General features: G+C 70.5%; 20 protein-coding genes. 14 read left to right on the top strand and 6 right to left on the bottom strand.

The window, feature by feature from the left end; all coding sequences use genetic code 11:
• The first annotated feature begins 74 nt into the window (after positions 1-74).
• From P2T62_RS08815 to P2T62_RS08805, 3 genes are all read left to right on the top strand, one after another.
• Entirely contained in the window at positions 75-497 is a 423-nt protein-coding gene (locus P2T62_RS08815) for a DUF488 family protein, N3 subclade (protein ID WP_276261029.1), read from the top strand.
• A 52-nt stretch (positions 498-549) separates the two neighbouring features.
• Positions 550-1,863 (top strand): hypothetical protein, encoded by a 1,314-nt coding sequence (locus P2T62_RS08810; protein ID WP_276261028.1) that lies wholly within the window; start codon positions 550-552, stop codon positions 1,861-1,863.
• Between the two features lie 82 nt (positions 1,864-1,945).
• Positions 1,946-2,368 (top strand): thioredoxin family protein, encoded by a 423-nt coding sequence (locus P2T62_RS08805; protein WP_276261027.1) that lies wholly within the window; start codon positions 1,946-1,948, stop codon positions 2,366-2,368.
• Positions 2,369-2,386: 18 nt separating this feature from the next.
• On the opposite strand, the gene P2T62_RS08800 is transcribed toward P2T62_RS08805, so the two are convergent.
• Both P2T62_RS08800 and P2T62_RS08795 read right to left on the bottom strand, forming a co-directional pair.
• Entirely contained in the window at positions 2,387-2,914 is a 528-nt protein-coding gene (locus P2T62_RS08800; RefSeq protein ID WP_276261026.1) for a hypothetical protein, read from the bottom strand.
• A 29-nt stretch (positions 2,915-2,943) separates the two neighbouring features.
• Positions 2,944-5,175: a thioredoxin domain-containing protein gene (locus P2T62_RS08795; protein WP_276261025.1), complete on the bottom strand. Its 2,232-nt coding sequence runs from the start codon at positions 5,173-5,175 to the stop codon at positions 2,944-2,946.
• A 108-nt stretch (positions 5,176-5,283) separates the two neighbouring features.
• On the opposite strand from P2T62_RS08795, the gene P2T62_RS08790 reads away from it, so the two are divergent.
• The 3 genes from P2T62_RS08790 (at position 5,284) to P2T62_RS08780 (ending at position 8,476) form a co-directional block, all read left to right on the top strand.
• Complete coding sequence (locus P2T62_RS08790) at positions 5,284-6,180, top strand: esterase/lipase family protein (protein WP_276261024.1); 897 nt, start codon at positions 5,284-5,286, stop codon at positions 6,178-6,180.
• A 113-nt stretch (positions 6,181-6,293) separates the two neighbouring features.
• Positions 6,294-7,613 carry a phosphoribosylamine--glycine ligase gene (gene purD / locus P2T62_RS08785; RefSeq protein ID WP_276261023.1) on the top strand — a complete coding sequence of 440 codons (1,320 nt, stop codon included), beginning with the start codon at positions 6,294-6,296 and terminating at the stop codon, positions 7,611-7,613.
• A 212-nt stretch (positions 7,614-7,825) separates the two neighbouring features.
• The gene (locus P2T62_RS08780) at positions 7,826-8,476 is read left to right on the top strand and encodes a helix-turn-helix domain-containing protein (protein ID WP_276261022.1); all 651 of its coding nucleotides are present in this window, start codon (positions 7,826-7,828) and stop codon (positions 8,474-8,476) included.
• Positions 8,477-8,481: 5 nt separating this feature from the next.
• Here the strand turns inward: P2T62_RS08780 and P2T62_RS08775 are convergent, their stop codons facing one another.
• The 3 genes from P2T62_RS08775 to P2T62_RS08765 all read right to left on the bottom strand — a co-directional run bounded on the left by P2T62_RS08775 (position 8,482) and on the right by P2T62_RS08765 (position 12,280).
• Positions 8,482-9,627 carry a sensor histidine kinase gene (locus P2T62_RS08775; RefSeq protein ID WP_276261021.1) on the bottom strand — a complete coding sequence of 382 codons (1,146 nt, stop codon included), beginning with the start codon at positions 9,625-9,627 and terminating at the stop codon, positions 8,482-8,484.
• 173 nt (positions 9,628-9,800) lie between these two features.
• Positions 9,801-11,816, bottom strand: coding sequence for an AMP-dependent synthetase/ligase (locus tag P2T62_RS08770; protein ID WP_276261020.1), 2,016 nt, complete (start codon positions 11,814-11,816; stop codon positions 9,801-9,803).
• Between the two features lie 209 nt (positions 11,817-12,025).
• Entirely contained in the window at positions 12,026-12,280 is a 255-nt protein-coding gene (locus P2T62_RS08765) for an MTH865 family protein (protein WP_276261594.1), read from the bottom strand.
• Positions 12,281-12,579: 299 nt separating this feature from the next.
• Between P2T62_RS08765 and P2T62_RS08760 the strand changes: the two genes are divergently transcribed.
• Both P2T62_RS08760 and P2T62_RS08755 read left to right on the top strand, forming a co-directional pair.
• Positions 12,580-12,855 carry a hypothetical protein gene (locus P2T62_RS08760; RefSeq protein ID WP_276261019.1) on the top strand — a complete coding sequence of 92 codons (276 nt, stop codon included), beginning with the start codon at positions 12,580-12,582 and terminating at the stop codon, positions 12,853-12,855.
• Between the two features lie 55 nt (positions 12,856-12,910).
• Positions 12,911-13,132, top strand: a complete 222-nt coding sequence (locus P2T62_RS08755) for a hypothetical protein (protein ID WP_276261018.1) — start codon at positions 12,911-12,913, stop codon at positions 13,130-13,132.
• A gap of 33 nt (positions 13,133-13,165) precedes the next feature.
• Here P2T62_RS08755 and P2T62_RS08750 read toward each other — a convergent pair whose 3' ends face one another.
• Entirely contained in the window at positions 13,166-14,857 is a 1,692-nt protein-coding gene (locus P2T62_RS08750; protein ID WP_276261017.1) for an acetate--CoA ligase, read from the bottom strand.
• 143 nt (positions 14,858-15,000) lie between these two features.
• On the opposite strand from P2T62_RS08750, the gene P2T62_RS08745 reads away from it, so the two are divergent.
• The 6 genes from P2T62_RS08745 (at position 15,001) to P2T62_RS08720 (ending at position 23,257) form a co-directional block, all read left to right on the top strand.
• Positions 15,001-17,496: an ATP-binding protein gene (locus P2T62_RS08745; protein ID WP_276261016.1), complete on the top strand. Its 2,496-nt coding sequence runs from the start codon at positions 15,001-15,003 to the stop codon at positions 17,494-17,496.
• 89 nt (positions 17,497-17,585) lie between these two features.
• Positions 17,586-18,392: an enoyl-CoA hydratase/isomerase family protein gene (locus P2T62_RS08740; protein WP_276261015.1), complete on the top strand. Its 807-nt coding sequence runs from the start codon at positions 17,586-17,588 to the stop codon at positions 18,390-18,392.
• 64 nt (positions 18,393-18,456) lie between these two features.
• Complete coding sequence (locus P2T62_RS08735; protein WP_276261014.1) at positions 18,457-19,347, top strand: beta-keto acid cleavage family enzyme; 891 nt, start codon at positions 18,457-18,459, stop codon at positions 19,345-19,347.
• 124 nt (positions 19,348-19,471) lie between these two features.
• The gene (locus P2T62_RS08730; protein WP_276261013.1) at positions 19,472-19,786 is read left to right on the top strand and encodes a DUF7116 family protein; all 315 of its coding nucleotides are present in this window, start codon (positions 19,472-19,474) and stop codon (positions 19,784-19,786) included.
• A 328-nt stretch (positions 19,787-20,114) separates the two neighbouring features.
• Positions 20,115-21,329: an acyl-CoA dehydrogenase family protein gene (locus tag P2T62_RS08725; protein ID WP_276261012.1), complete on the top strand. Its 1,215-nt coding sequence runs from the start codon at positions 20,115-20,117 to the stop codon at positions 21,327-21,329.
• Between the two features lie 98 nt (positions 21,330-21,427).
• Positions 21,428-23,257, top strand: a complete 1,830-nt coding sequence (locus tag P2T62_RS08720) for an AMP-dependent synthetase/ligase (protein ID WP_276261011.1) — start codon at positions 21,428-21,430, stop codon at positions 23,255-23,257.
• Positions 23,258-23,281 lie beyond the last annotated feature (24 nt).

Genomic DNA, 23,281 nt, shown 5'->3' with positions numbered 1-23,281 from the left:
CGAGTGAGGGCCGCCCCGTCACGTGGTTGAACCGTCGCCAGGTTTCAGTAGCCCCGCGAGCCCAGTCCCCGACGATGACCGGAACCGTGGACGAGACGTACGTCGCGGCGCTCCAGCACGACCTGGTCGACCCCGGCGACGCCAGCCTCGTCGGCGTGGTCCGACGGCCGACGGGCTGGTTCCGGGCCGCGACGGACGAGAACCGACCCGCTCTCGGGCCTCCGGAGGCGCTCCTCGACGAGGCGAAAGACCGGACGGCGGAGCTGAAGCGCCGCGGCATGTGCGACGAGGGGGCCCACAACGCGGCCTGGGAGGAGACCGATTTCGCGCGTCGGTACCGCGAGTACCTCGATGCCGACGGGGCGGCTGCCGAGGCACTGGCCGACCTCGCCGCCCGCGTCGACGACGGCGAGGACATCTGGCTGGTCTGCTTCGAGGGCGACGGGAAGCGCTGTCACCGACACACGCTCCTCGAACACCTGCGCGAGCGTCTCTGAGCCCCCGTCCCCGACGCCGAGGTTTATCGCACGGGGCGACGCAGCGGGGAGCGTGTACCATCGACGGGCCGTCCTCGCGCTCCTCGGGGGCGCCGCCCTCGCCGGCTGTGGCTTCCGGAGCCGCGAGCGCACCCCCACCGGGACGGCTGCGCTGGGGACCGTCGCCGGCCCCACCACCCCACCGCGGACGACCCATCTGACCCCGAGCGGCAACCGGGTGGCAGCGGGGACCGGCGGGATGCCGGGGACCGAGCCACTCGACGTCCGGCTGGACCTGGGCGGCCAGCCGCGATGGGTCGTGGCGGTGCCGGCGCGGGACGGGGCGGGCAGTTACTGGGTCACCGTCGAGGACGAGGGCGCCGCGGTCGCCCACCGCGTGGACGGGACCGGCGCGGCCCGGACGGCCGTGAGAGCCGACCTGTCGCCCGGGCAACCCCCGACGCTCGGGGCCGACGCGGACGGGCCGGTCGTGCCACCGGTCCCGCCCGGCACCTCGGGGGTCTCGCATCCCCTCCGGCTGCCGGACGGTCCTCGCACGTTCGTCGCCGACGATGGGGCGCTCGTCATCGTCGGTCCCGACCGCACCCACCGGCTCGACGTTGCGGCCCCACCCGATGCGTACCCGGTGCTGGCCCCGGGTGGGTCCGGGACGGACCCACGCGTGGTCGTGCTCTCGGATGCGACCGACCGGTACGGCCACGGCGCGCTCGGGGACCGCATCGAGGCCGGCGGCTTCTCGGTGGTCGACCCCGCCGCAGCGGCCGTCGTGGAGCGGGTGTCCGTGCCGGGGACGGCCGTCATCGAGGGCCAGGCACCCATCGTGGCGGACCTGTCGGCGGATGGACGACCCGAGGTGGTCGTCACCGAGGCGGACGCCGCGGCCGGCGCACGGGTCGCGGTCTACAGCCTGGCCGGCGACCGGGTAGCGGCCGGCCCGGCCGTGGGCTCGGGCTTCCGCTGGCGGCATCAACTCGCGGTCGCGCCGTTCCCGCCCGACGGACGCCCGGAGGTGGCCGTCGTGCGGACCCCACACATCGGCGGGACGGCCGAGTTCTACCGACTGGACGGGGCCCGGCTCCGCATCGCCGCCACGCTCGACGGCGTCTCCTCACACGCCATCGGGTCGCGGGTTCTCGATGGGGCCGTCGCCGCGGACGCGGACGGCGACGGCCGATTCGAACTGATCGTCCCGGACGACGCCCGGGAGCGGCTGGTCGGCATCCGGCGGACGGCCGATGGCGCCGAGGCGGCGTGGAGCGTCCCGGTGGGCGGGCGGGTCGCCTCGAACCTCCACGCCGTGACGGTGGGCGACCACCTCGTGCTCGGCGTGGCGCGTTCGGACGGCGTGCTGCGCCTCTGGCGGTGATCGGCAGGCTCCGACGGCCGGCCCCCGCTCGGCGGTTCCCGGGAGCGCGTCGCTTAACCCGCCCGGTGCCGTGTCTGCCGGTATGGTCGACCAACGGAACGAGGCAACGGAGCCCGCGGGGGACCGTCTGGAGACGATGCGGCCGAACCCGGCGTGGGACGAGGCGTCGTACTCGGACGCTGTCGAGACGCTCGCCGGACTCCCCGCCGACGCCGTCGTGAAGGTCTGGGGCGGTGACTGGTGCAAGGACTGCCGCAAGCAGCTCCCCGACTTCGGCGCCGCGCTCGAGGCCGCGGGCATCACCGGCGACCGCGTCGAGCACTATCCCGTCGAGAAGCTGGACGACGGCTCCAAGACCGGCCCGCTCGTCGAGGAGTACGGTATCGAGCTCATCCCGACGGTCGTGATCGAGCGTGATGGCGAGGAGCTCGCGCGGTTCGTCGAGGAGGAGCCGGTCCCCATCCTCGTCTCGCTCGCCGAGCAGCTGGCTGACCGGGATATCTGACCCCGCCAGCCCCACTTCTCAGCAGAACCCGGTGAGCGCGTACAGCCGGACCGTCGTCCGGTTCCCGTCGGGTGCGAGCACGATGGCGTCCAGCGACCGGTTCCCGCTGGTGGTGGCGAGCGCGTACCGCTCGACGCCGAACCGGGACGCGGGGTCGAACGTCTCGCCGAGGAGCGTGACGGGGCGCTGCCCACCCGGGACCGGGACCATCTCGGGTGGCGGCCCGCCGAGGCCGGCCGCCGCAGCCCGTTCCGCGAGCCGTGCGGCCCCGGTGGCGTCCGACCAGTTCCCCTCGATGGTGACCGCCCGCTCGACGGTCTCCGGGTAGTCCTTGCCCTCCTCGCCCACCTCACTCGGGCAGAGCGGTTCGGTCGGGCCGATGGCGAAGGCCCCGACGCGCTGGTCGGCCGTCGGCGTCCCACCCACGAGGCCGTCGTCACTGGGGACCGGGGCCGGGGTCAGTGTCCCCGCGGGGGGTGTCGTCGGCCCGCTACCGGCGCTCCCGCAGCCCGCGAGCACCACCAGGAGCGCGAGTGGGAGAGCCACGGTCCGTCGGCGAGCGCCCATCCGCCGGGTCACTCACCCCCGTCGGGGTCGGACCCGCCGGGCCCGAGGTCCGCAGCCCACTCCAGCGCCCCCGCGAGGTCGTGGGTCGGCGGCGAGCAGGTACGCGACCGACAGGCGTACACCGTCGGCTCGCCGTCGCGCGCGCCACGGTCGGCCCAGATGGGCGGTGCGCGCTCGCCCCCGAGCGTGTCGAGCCACTCCGCGAGCGCGTCGTCGGTCGCCGGCCGGGGCGCGAGCAGGCGCCCGGGCAGGTAGGTACGCGCGAGCGTCGCGCGCCAGGCGTCCGGGAGGTCGTCCTCCGACGCGATGGTCAGTTCGAGCGGCCCGACGGCCACGTCGTCGGCCGCCAGCGTCAGCGTCGGGTGCTTGAGCGGGTTCGACTCCAGCGTCGAGGCGTGGGTGCCGACGACGGCCTCGGCCACGTCGCCGAAGCGGTCGTGGTCGACGAAGCCGTCGAGCGCGGCGAGCAGGGACGTGGCGACGCCCGCGCTCGACGGGGTCGAGGAGTCGCCGAGCTCCTGCGGCCGCGCGACCAGGGACTCACCGCCGGCCGGCGTGAAGTAGAGCGTCCCGCGGTCGGCGTCCCAGAACGAGGCCTCGATGCAGCGCGCCAGATCGAGCGCGAACGCGAGGTGCTCGACCCCACCGGTCGCCTCGTAGCAGGCCAGCGCCCCGCGCCCGAGGAACGCGTAGTCCTCGAGGTACCCGTCGATGCCGGCATCACCGTCCTTCCAGCGGCGCTGGAGCCGACCGACCGCCTCGCCCGAGTCCCCATCCGCGCTGCCCGCCGGCACGCCGTCGGCGTCCCACAGGCGGTCACGGACGAAGTCCAGGGCGTCCGTGGCGAGCCCGGCCCAGCGGTCGTCCTCGAGGACGAGGGCGCCCTCGGCGAGCGCGGCGATGGCGAGTCCGTTCCAGCCCGCCAGCACCTTCTCGTCGCGGCGGGGCCGGGGGCGGTCGGCGCGGGCCTCGCGGAGTGTCCGGGTGGACGCGTCCAGGCGTTCGGAGACCTCGGTCGTGTCGAGCCCGTACTCGCCCGCGAGAACCTCGATATCGGCGGCGCGGGTGAGGACCGACAGGCCCGCCTCGAAGTTGCCCGCGCCGGTGACGCCGAAGCGGTCGCACAGGAGGTCGGCGTCGAGGTCGTCGTGGTCGCCGGACGTGTCGAGGGCCGCGCGGACCTCGTCGGGCGTCCAGGCGTAGAAGGCCCCCTCCTCCAGTTCGCCGGCCTCCCCCGAGCGGCCGTCGAGCGGCGGGCTCCGGGCGTCGAGCGTGGCGTAGAACCCACCGTCGGGGTGGCGCAGCTCGCGGTCGAGGAAGGCGAACGTCTCCCGGACCACCGCCGCGTAGCGTTCCTCGCCGGTGACCTGGTAGCCCGCGAGGAACGCGCGCGGGATCTCGGCGTTGTCGTACAGCATCTTCTCGAAGTGCGGCACCGTCCACGAGCGGTCCACGCAGTAGCGGTGGAAGCCGCCGCCGAGGTGGTCGTACAGACCGTTGTTCGCCATCGCGTCCAGCGTCTCCTCGACGACCTCGCGGTAGGTGTCCCGCCCCGCGCGGTCGTGCGCGCGCAGGAGGACGTGCAGGCGGCCGGGCTGGGGGAACTTCTGGCCCTGCCCGAAGCCGCCGTGCTGGCGGTCGGCCGACCGGAGTGCGGCCGAGGCGGCGGCGTCGAGGAACGCCGCGTCCGGCGCCGTCCCGGGCTGGTCGGGGACGTCCTCCAGCTCGCCGCGCGCGGCCGCGGCCCACTGCTCGGCACGGTCCTCGATCTCCTCGCGCTCCTCGGGGTCCGACCAGTTGTCGCGCACGTCGCGCAGGAGCTGCAGGAAGCCGGGCTGGCCGCGCGTGGCCTCCTTCGGGAAGTAGGTCCCCACGTAGAACGGCTTCCCCTCGGGCGTGAGGAAGACCGACAGCGGCCACCCGGCCTGCCCGCGAACGAGCTGGCAGACCGTGATGTACAGCGAGTCGATGTCCGGGCGCTCCTCGCGGTCCACCTTGATGGGGACGAACGACTCGTTGAGGACGCCGGCGACCTCGTCGTCCTCGAAGCTCTCCTCCTCCATCACGTGACACCAGTGGCAGGCGGAGTAGCCGACCGAGAGGAAGACCGGCACGTCCTGCTCGCGGGCGGCCGCGAGCGCCTCGTCGTCCCAGGGCTGCCAGTTGACGGGGTTGTCGGCGTGCTGCTGAAGGTAGGGGGAGGCAGCATCGTCCAGGCGGTTGCGGTCGACGGTGGGCATACAGGGGGTTCGGTGGCGACCCGCAAAAGCCATCGGCCGGGGCAATGCCCCGGACGGCGGGCGGTCACTGGTCGAAACAGCTATAGGATGTGCCCGTGGGATGCGAACGTGTCTCTTGCCAACGGCTCACGCGGCTGGCCATTCTCGGCAGATCTGCGGGCGAACCTGCGAGAACTGAAGCGCGCGCGGCGCCACGGCGGGTGCCACGACGAGTGCGACCGCGAGCGGGCCGACGCCACGCGGCTCCCCTGGAACACCGGCGGCCTGTACGGCGGCTGGGGCGGCCACGACCACCACGGCACCGAACCGGGGGCGGAGCGGACCCCGGTCGTGTTCGTCCACGGCAACCAGCGCGACGCCTGCGACTGGGAGGCCCACGCGGAGTTCTTCCTGCAGCGTGGCTACCTCGGCGACGAGCTGTGGGCGGTGACGTTCCGCGACGGCAGCCCGAGCCACCGGGAGATGGCGGCCTCGCTGGCCGACTTCGTCGACCAGGTCCGCAACGAGACCGGCGCCGATGCGGTGTCGGTGGTGGCCCACAGCCTGGGCGTGACCGGCGCCCGGTGGTGGCTCTCCGAGTACGACGAGTACGACCACGTCGACAGCGTCGTCGGCCTCGCTGGGGCCAACCACGGCTCCGTGCTGAACCGCTGGGCCGACAACGCCGGGATGTCCGAGGACACCTACAAGGTGACCCCCTTCCTCCGGGACGACTACGACCGTGACGAGGACCACCCGCTCGCGCGGCTGAACGCCGACGAGACGCCCGGCGACGTCGACTACTACACGCTCCGCGGGACCGAGGACCCGCTGTTCTGGGGCTGCCCGGAGAGCCCCGAACTCGACGGCGCGACCAACGTGGCGCTGGAGACCGACCACGACGGGGTCCGGACCGAGCGTCGCGCCCGGAGGCTCGTCTTCGAGTGGGTCTCGGGCGAGCACGCGTACGACCTGAGCCTGCAGGTCGGGCTCCCCGACCCGGCGACAGGCGACGGGGACGGCTGAGGCCACCACGGACGACGGGGACGGCTGAAGCTGGCGCCACGCGGTGAAGGCAGCCGAGGCCGGCACCACGTCGGAAAGCAACCCTTAGGGGGGACCCGCGCCGCGACTCGCCCATGAGCACGAGCAAGCACGAGCGGGTCCTGCTGGTCGGCGGCGGCGGGCGCGAGCACGCCGTCGCGCGGGCCGTCGACCGGGCCGCGGACGCCACGCTGTACGCGTGTGCGTCGAACCGCAACCCCGGCATCGACGCGCTGGCCGAGGAGTACCACGTCGTCGAGTCCGAGACCGACCCCGACGCCGTGGTCGGGGTCGCACAGGACGTGGGCGCCACCCTCGCGGTCGTCGGACCGGAGGCGCCGCTGCAGGCGGGCGTGACCGACGCCCTCGACGAGGCCGGCATCTACGCGTTCGCCCCCAAAGCGGACGAGGCCCGCATCGAGACGGACAAGCGCTTCCAGCGGGAGTTCATGCGCGACGAGGCCATCCCGGGCTGCCCGGCGTTCGAGGCCTTCGAGGACGCCGACGCGGCCGCCGACTACGTCGCCTCCGTGGACCACGACGTGGCGGTCAAGCCCCGCGGCCTGACGGGCGGGAAGGGCGTCCGGGTGACGGGCGACCAGCTCACGCAGTCCGAGGCCGTCGAGTACGTCCGCGAGAGCGACTACGACGAGTGGGTCGTCGAGGAGCGCCTCGTCGGCGAGGAGTTCACGGTCCAGGCGTTCGTCGCCAACGGCTCGGTCCGCACCTCGCCCGCTGTCCAGGACCACAAGCGCGCCTACGAGGGCGACGAGGGCCCCAACACCGGCGGGATGGGCTCGTACACGGACGCCTCGTTCGAGCTGCCGTTCATGACCGAGGCCGACTACGACGACGCCGTCGAGGTCATCGAGGCCGTCGTCGACGCCATGCCGGAGTACAAGGGCATCCTCTACGGCCAGTTCATGCTCACGGCCGACGGGCCGAAGGTCGTCGAGTTCAACGCCCGCTTCGGCGACCCGGAGGCGATGAACACGCTGCCCGTGCTGGAGACGGACTTCGTCGAACTCCTGCGCGATGCGCGCGCCGGGGCGGACCTGCCGGAACTCGCGTTCGACGCGCAGGCGACCGTCTGCAAGTACGCCGTCCCCGCGGGCTACCCGACCGACCCCGAGGCCGGTGCCGAGGTCCGAATCGACGAGGAGTCGGCGGCCGAGGTGGGGGCCCAGCTGTTCTACGCCAGCGTCGACGCGCGCGACGACGGCGCCGTGTTCACCACGACCTCCCGGTCGTTCGCCGTGGTCGGGGTGGCCGACACCATCGCCGCGGCCGAGGAACTGGCCGAGGCCGCGCTCGCCGAGGCCGGCGAGGAGGGGCTGCGCGTGCGCCACGACATCGGGAAAGCCGACCTCGTGCAGTCGCGTATCGACCACATGAAGCAGTTGCGCGGCGAGTAACACGCCAGTCCTCCCTCGTGCGGTCCCCGAGCAGGAAACCCTGATATCTGCCGAAGGATACCCACTTGCGGGATAGAATCCGATTTACTAGATAAACCACGAATTACCGATTCAATCGTACATTTTGTCCAGGGAATTCGCGGCTTCGGCGGGCGCGGGAGCGGCGTCGACCTCACAACCCTCATAACGCTGGACTCCCTCGAACCGCAGATATGAGGTACGTCGACTTCCTGCTCATCCCGCGGGGGCGCTATCTCCACCCGGCCGACGGCGCGGTGGCCGACGACCCCGACGTGCACCGGGAGGCCATCCACCACTTCAACGTGCTCGAGGACGGCTCCGCGGTCGTGCTGCTGGAGTTCTCCGGCGACGCCGACCGCCTGGAGCAACTGGTCGGCGACAACCCGGACGTCATCTCGTACGACCTCTCGGTCTCGGAGACGGGCATCTTCTCGTACTCGCGCATCACCGCCGATGAGGACCTGCAGCAGCTGTACAGCGTCCCCCAGCGGCGCGAACTTGTCCTGGACACGCCGATGCGCTACACCGACCGCGGGGCGCTGGAGGTCCGTGCCATCGGCAACCAGCGCGCCATCCGCGAGGCCATCGGGGACGTGCCCGAGGGGCTGGGACTGAAGTTCCTCTCCACTGGAGAGTACGACCCGGACCAGCCCGACTCGGGCGACCAGCTCACCGAACGCCAGCGCGAGATCCTCCGGACAGCCGTCGAGATGGGCTACTACGAGGAGCCCCGGCAGACCAACTACCAGGAACTCGCCGACGAACTGGACCTCTCCTCCGGCACCGTGGGTGAGCACCTCCGGAAGATCGAGTCGGCGGTGCTGAAGCGGCTCGTCCCCTGACGCGGTCAGTCCGCCGCGTCGAACCACCCGTCTTCGGACTCGTCCACGCCCCCGTCCGCTGTCGCCCCGCTCTCGTGTCCGAACTCGACCCTGAGCCCGCCCTCGGCGCTCTCGGCCAGCGACATGTCCCAGCCGTGGGCCTCCGCGACCCGGCGGACGATGGTCAGACCGGTTCCGGTGCCGCTGTAGCCGGTCGAGTAGCCGTGTTCCAGCGCCGACTCCCGCTCCGGTTCGGGGATGCCCCGCCCGGAGTCCTCGAGGTAGAACCCCGCCCCGCCGGGGAGTGCCCCGACGCGGACCGTCACATCGTCGCCACCGTGGCCCACCGCGTTCCGGATCAGGTTCTCCAGCAGGGACCGGAGGTGACTGGCGTCGGCCATCACGGTCACGTCGTCCACGACCACCAGTTCGGCCTCCCGGGTGTCGACGGTGTTCCACGCTCGCCGGGCGATCGTCCCCACATCGACGGGCCGTCGGGGCTCGTCCGAGGATTCGAGACTCACGAGCTCGAGCATGTCAGTCGTGATGGCCTCGATGCGGTCGATGGCCTCGGCCACGGCGTCGAGGTTCTCGGGGTCGGCGGTGGCGCGGTACTGCTCCAGGCGCCCCTGCGCGACGTTCAGCGGGTTCCGGAGGTCGTGGGTGATGAAGCTGGTCGCCTGGTCCAGCCGTTCGACCTGCTCCTGGAGCCGTCGCTCGCGCCGCACCCGTTCGGTCACGTCGCGAGAGATGCCGCCGATGGCCGGTTCGTGGTTCATGCCGCCCTGGATGGAGAAAGCGACCGACTCGATCCACCGGACCTGGTCGTCACGACGGAGGCGGAAGTCGTAGTGGACCTCCTCGTCCCGGCCGTCGGCGACGGCCGCGGCCTGCTGGGCCATCGCCTCGCGGACGTCGTCGCGGTCCTCCGGGTGGATCGCATCGAGGTGGCCCTCTATCGAGTCGCTCATCTCTCGCCGGCTGTAGCCCCACAGCTCCTCGAACGCCCGGTTGACGTAGAGTACCTCGGAGAAATCCGCCCGCATCACCCAGATGACCTCGTCCAGCCGATCCGCGAGCGCGAGCAGGTGGCCGGCACCGACGGCCCGGGGGTCGTCCCCGTCCTCGACGGTCCCGCTTGCCAGTTCGTCGCGGGGGCTGTCGTCGCTCATCGGGGGCTCACGGACGGTCTGACCTGGGCTGTGGACGACCCCACACGTGCGTCCATCTCGTTCAAACCCTCGAGAATGGGGGATATAACGGTTTTGCCGGTTGTCGTCGCCCCGTGACGGGCGGCCCGGCGTCGGCATCGTGCGGCAGCGGGCCTCGAGAGCGGGCGTCGCGGTCAGTCCTCGTAGATGCTGTCGATGTACTCGCCGAAGCCGTCGCGGATGGCGCGGCGCTTCTTCTTCATCGACGGGGTGAGGTAGTCGTTCTCGGCGGTCCACTCGACGGGGACGAGCCGGAACGCCTTGATGCGCTCGTGCTTGGCGAACTCGGCGTTGACGCGGTCGACCTCCTCGGCGATGTAGTCGTGGACGCGGTCGTCCTCGCAGATGGCCTCTGGATCGTCGGGCAGGTCGATGCCCTGCTTGTCGGCCCAGCGGCGCACCTGCTCGAAGTTCGGGACGATGATGGCGCCGATGAACTTCTCGTCGTCGCCGGTCACCATCACCTGCTCGACGCGCTCGGAGGTGGAGAACTCGTCCTCGATGGGCTGGGGCGCGATGTTCTTCCCGGTGTCGAGCACGATGAGGGTCTTCAGGCGGTCGGTGTAGACGAGGTAGCCGTCCTCGTCGATGGTGATGATGTCGCCGGTGCGGAACCAGGGGTCGCCGCCGTCCTCGGCCTCGGTGAAGGCGTCCTCGGTCGCCTCGGGCTTGTTCCAGTAGCCCTCGAACACGTTCGGGCCGCGGACGAGCAGTTCACCCACCTGGCCGTCGGCCTCCTCGCGGCGCTCCTGGCTGACGACCGACTCGTCGACCATGACCTCGCAGTCGACGACCGGCGGGCCGAGCGTGCCGTGCTTCGGTGCCTCGGCCGGATTGGTGGAGACGACGGGTGCGGTCTCGGTCAGCCCGTACCCCTCGTTGATGGGGATGTCCATCCCGTCGAACATCTGGGCGAGCTCCTTCGAGAGCGAGCCGCCTCCCGAGATGAACGAGTCGATGCGACCGCCGACGCCCTCGCGCACGTCGCTGTAGACGAGCCTGTCGGCGATGGCGTGCTTGACACGGAGGCCGAGGTCGGGCTCCTCGTCGGGATCGCGCTTGATGCGGCCGTAGTCACGGGCCACGTCCAGCGACCACTGGAAGATGCGCTCCTTGACGTCCGAGCCGGACGCCTGCTCGCGCATCTGGTCGAAGATGCGCTCGTACACCCGGGGCACGCTCGTCGCGCCCGAGGGCTGGACCTTCTCCAGGTCGTCGCCCACCGTGTCCGGCGACTCGGCGTAGGCGACGGTGCCGCCGGTCGCGAACATCGAGAAGTGGCCCGCCAGCCGCTCGAAGACGTGCGCCAGCGGCAGGAACGACAGCGTGCGGGTGTTCTCGTCGATGACGGGCAGGTCGGGGTCCTTGTCCGGGCGGGGGCCGAAGCGTCTGCGCACCTGGTTGACGTTCGCCCGGAAGTTGCCGTGGGTCAGCTCCACGCCCTTCGGGTCGCCCGTGGTGCCGGAGGTGTAGACGAGCGACGCGAGGTCGTCGAGGTCGCAGGCGTCGAGACGCTCCTGGAACGAGTCCTCGTCGAAGGTCTCCTGGCCCCGCTCGTACACGTCGGCCAGGGAGTAGACGTCGAGGTCGCTCTCGGGCGCCTCGAACGCGTCCATCACGACCGCGAACTCCACGTCCAGGTCGTCCTCCACCTGGACGACGCGCTCCAGCAGGGCCTCGTTCTCGCAGACCACGCCCGTCGCGCCCGGGTCACCGAGCAGGTACTGGACCCGCGGCGGCTCGGACTCGGTGTAGACCGTCGTGACGGTGGCGCCCGCCGAGAGGAGGGCGAAGTCACACTGGGCCCACTCCATCCGCGTGTTGGCGAACATCCCGACGCGGTCGCCGTGCTCGACGCCGAGGTCGACGAAGCCCGCCGAGAGCGTCTGCACCACGTCCAGCATGTCGGCGTAGGTGAGCGCGGCGAACTCGCCGTCCAGCGCCTCCGGGTAGGCGACGCCGGTCATCGTGCGGTCGTAGACGCCACCCTTGTACCACTGGGCGTCCCGGCGGCTGTTCCGGCGGGCGCTGGCGACGAACAGCTCGCCGAGCGTGTCGTCCCCGATGACCTCGTCCTCGTACTCCCGCTCGGCCCGGAGCCAGTCCGGCTCGCCTCGTCCCTGTCCGATGGTCCCATCCAGGTCCTGCATCTATACGCCCGGCTTGCCGACCGTAGCCCCCTATGTCCTTCGGTTCTCGGTCCGCGTATCCCCACGAGCGCGGCCGCTACCGGCCAGAATCCGGGGATTGACGGGTCACTAATACCGGGCGCTGTGGCTGTGGTCGACCGGCGCTACCGGTCCCCGGCGCGCCAGCGGTCCCTGGTCCGAGAAGAGCGCGCTCGTCCGAGCGCGTGGCTCTAGAAGTAGCCTTCGTCTTCCATCCCGTCGATGAGGGCGTCGACCAGCTCGTCGACGCTGTCGTAGGGATAGTCCGCCTGACCGGAGGCCTCCTGGTTGAGCTCCATCGCGGTGATGGTCTCGTCACCGATCTCGAACGTCGTACCGGGGCCGTTCGGCAGGGCCGGCACGAGGTCCATCGGGCTGTTGACAGGGTAGTCGGCACCCTCGAACGCTTCACGGAACTGCTGTCGTACGTTCTCCTTGTCCGCCATAGCAACCGTTCCCTCGGGGGGCTCGGCCGTATCCTTGCTGCCTGTCAACTGCGGGCTTTTTAGTCCGAGCCCGGTGGAGACCGGCGGCAGCCGCTTCCGAGCGCGGCCTCGAAGCCACGCCCGGGGCAGGTCGCCGCAGGTGTCGCCCCGCTCGACGAGCCGCCGCTCCGGGGGGCAGTGGTCCCTGACGACGGTCACCGCGACCGCCCGGCTCGAGGACAGCCGGGCGGTCTCGTGTTCCCGGCGTGTCGGCAGCGTGGGACCGACGCACTTTCGTCCGCCCACCCCCAGGAGACACCGTGAACAAACTCCCCGTCGCCGGCGAGGACGCGTGGCGGCTCCCGCGGCACGCCCACATCATCGTCTACGAGACCGACGACGGGAACGAGTTCATCACCATCTACGACTGCGGCGCGGCCCAGAAGCCGCCCTCCGCGCAGGTCATCGGGAACCTCGTCCGCGTCGACGCCGCCCACGAGACCGAGCGCCAGCCGACCGGCTACGTCGTTCGGATGCGCGAGGTGTCACGCCTGGAGCGGCTGGACGAGGACCACTGGGTCGTCCGGGCCGAGTGACCACGGTCCCGCCGCGTCCCGAAGACCTATCCCGATCACAGACGCCGTTCCGACCATGGCCGCACCATCAATCGAGGACACGTTCGTAGCCCGCCTCTTCCTGGGGCTGCTCGTCATCGCGGCGATGTTCGCCGGCGGGGGCGCGCTCGCCCAGATCCTCCTCGCCGTGGGGGTGCCCTTCGGCGACTGGCTCGGTGCCGCCATCGGCGCGCTCGCGGTGTTCCTCGGGTTCGCGGTCCTCTACAACCGCTTCTTCGAGGCTCCCGAATCGGCGTGAGAGCGGCCTCGACGGCGGCCCTCGACGGCCCGCTCAGTCCGCCGTCGGGTCCTCGGTGCGGTCCCGGAGCTCGGTCCGGCGGATCTTCCCGGTGACCGTCTTCGGGAGTTCGTCGACGAACTCGATCTCGCGCGGGTACTCGTGGGCCGCCAGCTCGTTCCGGACGTGCTCCTTGATGTCCTCCTTCAGGTCGTCGGTGCCCTCCGTCCCCTCGACGAGTCGGACGTAGGCCTTCACGATGGTCCCGCGCTGGCGGTCCGGCTTCGGGACGACGGCGCCCTCGGCGACCGAGGGGTGCTCGCCGAGCGCCGACTCCACCTCGAACGGGCCGATGCGGTAGCCCGAGGAGATGATGACGTCGTCGGCACGGCCCTCGAACCAGAAGTAGCCGTCCTCGTCGACGTGGCCGAGGTCACCGGAGAGGTACCACTCGCCGTCGGGGCCGTCGACGAAGCAGTCGGCGGTCTTGTCCGGCTTCTCCCAGTACCCGGCGAAGAAGCAGGGGTAGTCGCCCCGCTCGGCGATCTCGCCGGTCTCACCGGGCTCCAGCACCTCACCGGTCTCGGGGTCGACGACGGCGGCCTCGACGCCCGGGAGCGGCCGACCCATGCTGCCGGGCTTCAGCTCCATCGACGGGTAGTTGTTGATGACCATGTTCCCCGTCTCCGTCTGGCCGTAGGTGTCGTGGATGGTGACGCCGAGCGTCTCCTCGCCCCACTCGACGACGCCCGCGGAGAGGGGCTCGCCGATGGAGAGCGCGTGCCGGAGGTCGAGGTCGACGCCGCCGAGGACGGACTCGTGCTCGCGGAGCATCCGGTACGCGGTGGGGACCGAGAACAGCACGGTGATGGGGTAGTCGTCGAGCAGTTTCGCCCACGCCTCGGGGTCGAACTCGTCCTCGTAGGTGAACAGCGGGGTGCCCCAGAACCACGCGCCGAGCGTGTTGATGGGGCCGGTGAGCCATCCGAGGTCGCCGGTCGACCAGTAGAGGTCCTCCCCCGGTCGGAGGTCCACCGCGAACTGCTGGGTCGCGGCCACGCCTGCCACCCAGCGGTGCTTGTGCAGGACGCCCTTCGCGGGGCCGGTCGTCCCGGACGTGTAGTACAGCAGCGCGTCGTCCTCGCCGCTCGTGCGGACGGTCTCGAACTCGTCGGCCGCGTCGGCGAGTGCCTCGTGGTAGTCGAGGTCGCCGTCGCGGGCCGCGCCCTCGGCATCGTCGACCACGATGACCTGCTCGACACTTGGAATCTGCTCCATCGCCTCGGCGACGGTGTCGCGGTTGCCGGTCGTCGTGACGACGACCTTCGCGTCGCAGTCGTCGAGGCGGTAGGCGATGCCGTCCGGGCCGAAGCGCTCGTTGACACTGCCCCAGACGGCGCCCGTCTTCAGCGTCCCGATGAGCGCGGCGTAGTGCTCGGGGACGCGCGGCATGTACGAGAAGACGCGGTCGCCACGGTCGACGAGGTCGTCGAGGACGTTGGCGAACCGGTTGGACTCGGCCGCCAGGTCGGCGAACGTGACCGTCTCCTCCTCCCCGTCCGCACCGACGTACTGGAGGGCGGTCCGCTCGGGCGTCGCCGCGGCGTGCCGGTCGACGGTCTCGTGTGCGATGTTCAGTTCGTCCGGCGCGGACCAGTCGGCCTCGGCGTAGAGCTGGTCCCACTCGAACGATCCGTACTCCTGCTCGTAGTCGGCGAGGTTCGGCTGGGACTCCTGGTGTGACATCGTGGGCGTGTATTGCCGGCGATCTCTTAAGCTTCGTTCCGCTTCTCGCGCCACGGGAACCAGTCCGACGGTGACGGTTCGGGGGCCGTCGGTCGCACGTCTGACGCGGGTTCTTGTGCCCGGAGCGCCCCGCTCGTAACAACATGGGCGACGAGGACAACGAGACGATCCGGGTCGGCGAGACGAGCGAGGGGGTGGCCGCGGACGCCCCCGCGGGCAACGAGGTCGAACTCCCCGTGGTCGAACTGATGACCGGCCGCGGGTTCGTGACCGGGAAGTCGGGGGGCGGGAAGTCCAACACCGCGAGCGTCGTCATCGAGAAGCTGCTCGACCGGGGGCTCCCGGTGATGATCGTCGACATAGACGGGGAGTACTACGGGCTGAAGGAGGAGTACGAGATCCTCCACGTCGGCGCCGACGAGGAGTGCGACCTCGTCGTGAACGAGGAGCACGCCGGCAAACTCGCGGAGCTGGCACTCGAACAGAACGTCCCCATCATCCTCGACGTCTCCTCGTTCCTCGACGAGTCCGACGCGCGGGACCTGCTGACGGCGGTCGCGCGCAACCTGTTCGCGAAGGAGAAGAAGCTCAAGCAGCCGTTCCTCCTCGTCGTCGAGGAGGTCCACGAGTACATCCCGGAGGGCGGCGGCCTCGACGAGTGCGGGCGGATGCTCATCAAGGCGGCCAAGCGCGGCCGCAAGCACGGCCTCGGCGTCGTCGGTGTCTCCCAGCGCCCGGCCGACGTGAAGAAGGACTTCATCACGCAGTGCGACTGGCTCGTCTGGCACCGCCTCACCTGGGAGAACGACACGAAGGTCGTCAGCCGCATCCTCGGGCGGGAGTACGCCGACGCCATCGAGGGCATGGACGACGGCGAGGCGTTCGTCCTCACGGACTGGTCCGAGCGCGTACGCCGGGTCCAGTTCGACCGCAAGGAGACCTTCGACGCGGGGGCCACGCCCGGCCTGGACGACTTCGAGCGACCCGAACTGAAGTCCGTCAGCAGCGACCTCGTACAGGACCTCGAGGCCATCTCGGAGGCCGAGGAGCGCCGGGAGTCGCGCATCCAGGAACTCGAGCGCAAGGTCGCCGACAAGGAGGAACGCATCGAGGAGCTGGAGGAGGAGCTCTCGGAGGCGAAGGACCTCTCGAAGATGGCCGAGCGGTTCTCGCGGGCGATGATCGAGCACGCCTCCGGCCGCGCCTTCCGCACCGACGTGACCGTCGGCACGCAGACAGAGATGGACGACTGGCGCAAGCAGGCGCTCCGCGGCGAGCACATGGAGGCGACCCGACGGCCGGCCAACCCGACCGACGAGTACCTCGAGGCGGAGGCGGAGGCCCTGGCCGCGGGTGCCGAGGACGGGGACGCCGACGGCGCAGCAGCCGACCCTGACGAGCCGGAGACCGAGACCACCGCGCCGCCGGGGTGGCCCGAAGCGGACGAGCGCGCGGCGGCCGACGACGACGCGCCGGCAGACGGGGCCACGGGAACGGCGCCCGAGGCCGGGGACGACGGCGACCAGCGCACGCGGTCGACGGACAGCGTCCCCGCGGAGAGCACCGCCGCCGACATCGACGCGGCGTTCGAGGCGCTGGAGGGGACCAGCGAGGCGCGCAGCGAGGAGGCTGCGGAGAGGAGCGAGACGACGGCCGACGGGCCGACCGACGCGGCCGACGATACCACTCCCACGGACGCGGCCGACGAGCCACGGAGGCCCGACGACGGCTCCGAGCCGCCGACCGCCTCGGGCGTAGCGGGTGCCGACGGGGGCGACGACGGCTGGCCGGAGTTCGACGCGGCCGAGCGGGCGGCCGAGGCGGAGCCCTCGACCGTCGAGACGGTCGTCGAGGCCTCGGACCCCGGGTTCGAGCGCGAGGTCGTGCGCGAGGTGAAGGCGACCGTCCGGGGGTTCGACGAGGTCACCCGGCGGATGCTGGCCCACTACCGCGAGGCGGGCGCCAGCGACCCGGTCGACGCCCACGTCGCGGCGGGCGGCGACGGCGACCGGACCCGCGCCTACAGCCGGAACCGGACGCTCCGCCAGTCCGACCTCGTGGCGCACGCGGGTCGGGGGCGGTACGGCTGCCGGCTCGCGGCCCACCTCCGGGAGGCCCACGACGACCGGCTCTCCGAGGACGAACTCGCCGACGCGATCGAGGCCGTGGAGGACGCGTTCATCGAGGACCACGAGCGTCGAGCCGAGCCGACGGGTGAGCGCGAGACCGGAGCGCCGTCCGGGACGCAGTCGACCGACCGGCACGGGGAGGACGCGACCACCACAGCGCAGTCGACCTCGACCGACTCGGACGCCTCATCGGCGGCGACGGACGACGTCCTCGCACCGGACGACGACGCGGAGTTCATCGACGCCGAGGCGGCGCAGGCCGACGAGGGGTCGTCCGTGGGTGCGAGTACGACGGCGCTGGACCACGAGCCGACTGACGTGCCGCGCGGCACGGGCGATGTCGACGCGGGGCAAAGCGTCGCGGATGCCAGCGGGGACGGGGCCAAGCAGTTCCAGCCGCCCGAGGAGCGGACCGCGTCCGGCGGTGGTGAGGCCAGCGGCCAGGGCTCGTCGGAGGTCACCTCCGACGGCGGCGAGGCCGACGAGTTCCCGAAGTGGCCCGGCGAGTAAACGCTGAAGAACATACGCACGGTTCAACCAGTGGCCTATTTTCCGGGTTCCGAAATCGTATAGTGGTAACCCGTCGCAAGCCCGGGCACATGGTAGACGCCGACGAACTGTCGAACGAGGACCTCGACGTCTCCGTCAGCGACGACGGGCTGGTGGCTCGCGCCACCATCGACCGGTACGAGGACCGGAACTCGCTGAACGACGCCGTCATCGGCGGCCTGGAGGACACACTCGCGGCGGCCTCCGAGGACGAGACGCGTGTCGTGGTCGTCCGCGGCGCCGCCGGCACCTTCTGTGCCGGCGGCGACATCAAGGGGATGGCCTCGAACATGGGGCAGGGCCCGATGGCCTATCGCGACGGCTTCTCCGGGATGGCGAACCTCATCGAGGCCATCGTCGACGCGAACGTCCTCGTCGTCGCCGCCGTCGAGGGGTACTGCCTCGCCGGCGGCATGGGCCTGGCGGCCGCGTGTGACGTCATCCTCACGAGCGACGACGCCACCTTCGGCACGCCCGAGGTCGACATCGGCCTGTTCCCGGCCCAGGCGCTCGTCCCCATCATGCGGACGGTCAACGAGAAGCAGGCGCTCCACCTGCTGTTCACGGGCGAGCACATCGACCCACAGAAGGCCTACGAGATCGGCTTCGTCACGGAGGTCGTCGAGGCCGACCACTTCGAGGCGGAGCTGGACGACCTCGTGGACTCGCTGGCGAACTCCTCGCCGGTGATGATCGAGGTGGGCAAGCAGTCCTACTACAACCAGCGCGACATGGGGTTCGACGAGGCGCTCTCGTACATGCGCGAGATCATCTCGCTCATCGCGATGAGCGACGACACCGAGGAGGGCATCAACGCGTTCCTCACTGACTCCGAACCGGAGTGGAAGGGCCGCTGACCCGTTACCGCCACCGCATCGCTCGCCGACCACCACACCGCCGCGATACCACCGCTACATCACAATGGCAATCGAGCAGGAATCCGTCAAAGGCAACGACCCGGACAAGGCTATCATCAGCGCGTCGCTCACGGGCGCGCTCACCACGCGCGACCAGTGCGAGGCGATCCCCTACACGCCCGAGGAGATCGCCGAGGACGCCGCCGCGGCCCGCGAGAACGGCGCCGCAGTCGCGCACATCCACGCCCGGACCGGGAACGGCAGTCCGACGTTCGACACCGAGGTCTACCAGCGGATCTACGACGAGGTCCGCGAGCGCACGGACATCCTCATCAACTTCTCGACGGGCGCGATGCACGAGCCGGTCGAGTCCCGGACCGAGTACATCCGCGAGGTCAAGCCGGACATCGCGGCGCTGAACATGGGCTCCATGAACTACGCGAAGTACAGCGACTCGCGCGACGACTTCGTCTTCGACATGGTGTTCGAGAACCCGTTCAACGAGATCCGGGAGTTCCTCACCACCATGCGCGAGAACGGCGTCAAGCCGGAGCTGGAGTGCTTCGACACGGGCCACATCGGGAACATCCGCCCGTTCGTCAAGAACGGCGAGCTGGAGGCGCCGATCAACTTCTCGCTCGTGATGGGCGTCCTCGGGGGCATCCCGCCGACCGTCGAGAACCTGGCCCACCAGGTCCGACAGCTGCCGGACGACGCGACCTGGCAGGTCATCGGCATCTCCCGCGAGCAGTGGCAGCTCGTCTCGGCGGCGCTCGCGATGGGCGGCAACATCCGCGTCGGGCTGGAGGACAACTTCTACCTCCCGAACGGCGAGATGTCCACGAACCCCGAACTCGTCGCGAAGGCCGCGGAGATGACCCGGAACGTCGGGCGCGAACCCGCCACGCCCGCCGAGGCCGCCGACCTGATGGAGATCGAGCCGCCGCATCTGTAGCCGTTCTGCGGCTCGTGGCCGGCGGGTGCGTCCCCGGCAGAGGGCCACACGATTCCGGGGCTCGTTCCCAGCTCGCTGTATCCGTGCAAAAGCTTATCACACCAGCAACGTTACCCTCGAACGAATGGGTGTCGTTAGCACACCACTGCTGGACGAGGCACGGAGTATCTTCTCCGATCTCGGGTACGAGGTCGAGAAAGAGGGCGAGGAACTGCGCGCGGAGCGCAAGTGGCGGACCGTCTACGTGACGACCGCCGACCCGTCCGACGCACCGACACACGGCCGGCTCCGGTGTTTCGTGGCCGAGGAGGACCGCGCAACGACGGTGCGGGACCGACTCGTGTCGCTCGCGCCCGACTACGACTGGGCCGTCGTCGCGGTCGACGCCGGGGAGTATCGCATCCTCCATCCGAACGCCGAAGCACTGTCGGCACCGTAGCCGACAGCCACTCCGATTATTCGCTCGCATTCCGAGTTACATCACTGTACCCCGATATTCTGTTCTCGATTCCGCATCTCATCGATAATTGGCGATCCAGCTGAGTTATCACCCCACCCCACGACCCGCCGCCGGAGCCACACTCGGAAACGGACTCGGAGTTTGTCATAAAGACCCGCGCAACTGATGGGACAGGACCAATCCATCTGCTACCCCTAGATGGTAGCAGACGGGCCACCGCCCGTGAGCGCACGATGGCACCGAACATCACCTTCACCGCCGCACCGCTCGTGAACCGACTCCGCCGCCGCGTCCGGGGGTGGGCCTGATGCAGTTGAGCGAGGACCAGCAGGCGTTCAAACGGGACCTCCGTGAGTACATGGAGACCGAGGTCCAGCCCGACGTCGACGAACTGGACCGGAACGGGCCGATGAGCCGGGACCGGATGCTCGGCTACATGAACGACCTCCGGGAACTGGGCGTCGGCCACGACCCAGACACCGTCCAGGAGTACTTCGGAGACCTGTGGCGGTTCGCCATCGCGAGCGAGGAGATCTCGCGGGTCTGGCCGTCGCTGAACGTCGCGCTCCAGATGTCGTTCCCGGCCGTGTTCGTCGAGCACGCGAGCGAGCGGACCCGCGAGACGATGCTCCCGCGCCTGGAGGACGGCCAGTGCATCGGCTGTCTGGCCGTCACCGAACCCGAGGGCGGCAGCGACACCGCCCGCCCGAACGTCGTCGCCGAGTACGACGAGGACGAGGACATGTACACCCTCAAGGGCCAGAAGACGTGGGTCGGCAACGGCGGCATCGCCGACGTGGCCCTCGTGGTCGCCGAGGACGAACAGACCGGCGTCTCCGATATGTTCCTGGTCGACTACGAGCACCAGCCCTGGGAGAGCGAATCCATCCAGAAGCTGGGCTGGAAGGGCGTCAACAACGCCCGGATGGACTTCACCGGCTGTGAGGTCCCGCCGGAGAACAAGCTGATGAACATCGTCGGGAACGCGATGGCCGACGGCAACGAGATGACCGACATCGTCCCGTTCCCGGAGAGCGTCACCGACCTGTTCGCGCGGCAGAAGCCGCTGAACGCCACGTTCTCCTTCATGCGGACGGGGATGGCGTTCATGGCCGTCGGCATCATGCAGGCCGCCTTCGAGGAGGCACTGGAGTACGTCGACGAGCGCGAGACGTTCGGGAAGTCCATCGCCGGCCACCAGCTCGTCCAAGAGAAGCTGTACGACATGAACGCCGCGCTCGTCTCCTCGCGCCAGACGGCCCGCCGCGCGGCCGAGGCGCTGGAGGAGGGCGCGCCGGAGGCCCGTCGACTCACGTCGCTCGCGAAGGGCTACTGCTGTGAGCGCTCGAAGGACGTGACCGACGAGGCCATCCAGGTGTTCGGCGGCGAGGGGCTGAAGACCGAGCGGCGATTGGAGCGGTACTACCGCGACGCCCGCGTGATGACCATCCCCGACGGGACGACGGAGATCCAGAAGCTCATCGTCGGGAAGGAGCTGACCGGGACGGCCGCGTACAAGTAACGGCACCGTCGCTGTCTCCGGGACGAACGGAACATCACTTTTCGGGGCCCTCTCCGCGGATAACTATTTGTCCATGCTCACCCTCCGTACGTACCGTTATGGCTACAGAGACCGCATCGACCACCAGTCTCGACTCCGACATCCACAGCGGTGGTGACCTCTCCGGCATCGAGGGTCCCGTCGCCCGGTGGTATCTCGACCGCGTCGAGGCCTTCGCCGACGAGCCGGCGGTCTACGTCCGCCGCGAGGGTACCGACGGGGAGCATGGCCCATTCGCGCCGAAGACATACCGCGAGGTGGCCGAGGAGGCACGGGCGGTGGCGGGCGGCCTGCTGGAGCACGTCGCGCCGGGTGACCGGGTGGCCGTCCGCGCCGAGACGCGCTACGAGTGGACCCTCCTCGACCACTCGTGCCTCCTCGCGGGCCTCGTCCTCGTCCCGGTCTATCCCTCGTTCAGCCCCGAGCAGACCGAGCACGTCCTGACGGACTCCGGGGCACGCGTGCTTGTGGCCGAGGACCCCGAGTCGCTGCCCATCGAGGCCCGCGAGAGCGTCGAGGTGGTCATCGACATCGAGGCCCTCCCGACCGGCGAGGCGCCGGACCCCCTTCCGGGCCTCGACGCGGCGATGGACGACACGTTCACCATCGTCTACACCTCGGGCACGACCGGTATGCCGAAGGGCGTGGTCATCACGCACCAGAACCTCCTCTCGCAGGTCGCGCAGTGGGAGGCGATGCTCCCCCCGACCGGCCCGGGCGACGTGGGGCCGGTGTACCTGCCGCTCAACCACATCATGCAGCGGGTCATCGCGTACGCGGGCATCAACTGGGGCTCGGCCGGCGCCTACATCGCGGTCGAGTCGCTCGTGGAGGACCTGCAGGCGGTCCACCCGGAGACGTTCAGCGCCGTCCCGCGCATCTACCGCCGGATGTACGACGGGGTCCGCGAGAGCATCTCCGCGGCGGAGGGCGCGAAGCAGCGCATCGGCGAGTGGGCACTCGCGCTCGCGGTCGAGTACGGCCGCGCCATCGAGACCGATTCGGTGACGGTGTCGCTCCGGGCGCGACACGCCATCGCGGACCGTCTCGTCTACAGCACGGTGCGGGACCAGCTGGGCCTCGGTGACGTCCGGTACGCGGGCACCGGCTCCGCGAGCCTCGACGCCGAGGTGCTCCACTTCTTCTGGGGCATCGGCGTCCCGCTGCTGGAGGGGTACGGCGCCACGGAGACGACGGCCGCCCTGACGTTCACCCGCCTGGATGACTTCCATCCCGGCACCGTCGGCCTGCCCGTCGCGGGTGCGGAGCTCAAACTCGCCCCCGACGGCGAGGTGCTGGCCCGCGGGCCGAACGTGACGCCCGGCTACTGGAGCGACGAGGCCAACACCGCCGCCTCGTTCGACGCGGACGGCTGGTACCACACCGGCGACATCGGCGAGTGGCGGGGCGAACACCTCCGCATCGTCGACCGGAAGAAGCGCCTGCAGGTGCTCGACACCGGGAAGAACGTCTACCCGGGCCCCGTCGAGAACACGCTCCGGCGGTCCCCGTTCGTCGCGGACGCGATGGTCGTCGCCGAGGGGCGCAAGTACGTCACCGCCATCCTGCAGCCGAACTACGATCTGCTGCTCGAGTTCGCCGCCGAGGAGGGTATCGCCGTCGATGCCGACGCCTGCCCCCGGAACGACCTGGGTGACGTAGCCGGCGTTCCGGAGGAACTCCTCGACGAGCGGGCGGTCCGGGACCTGTTCCAGCGCGAGGTCGACGCCGCGAACGAGACGCTGGCGGACTACGAGCGGGTCAAGCGGTTCGACCTCCTGCCGGCGGCCTTCGCGGTCGAGAGCGAGGAACTGACGCCGACACTCAAGAAGCGCCGCGGAACCATCGAGGAGCGCCACGCCGATCGCATCGAGGGGCTGTACGCCTGAGCGGTCGCACGGCGGGCAGCAAGC

It is taken from the genome of Haloglomus litoreum (assembly GCF_029338515.1).
Classification (GTDB): Archaea; Halobacteriota; Halobacteria; order Halobacteriales; family Haloarculaceae; genus Haloglomus; species Haloglomus litoreum.
This window is presented reverse-complemented; position numbering and strand designations above follow the sequence as displayed.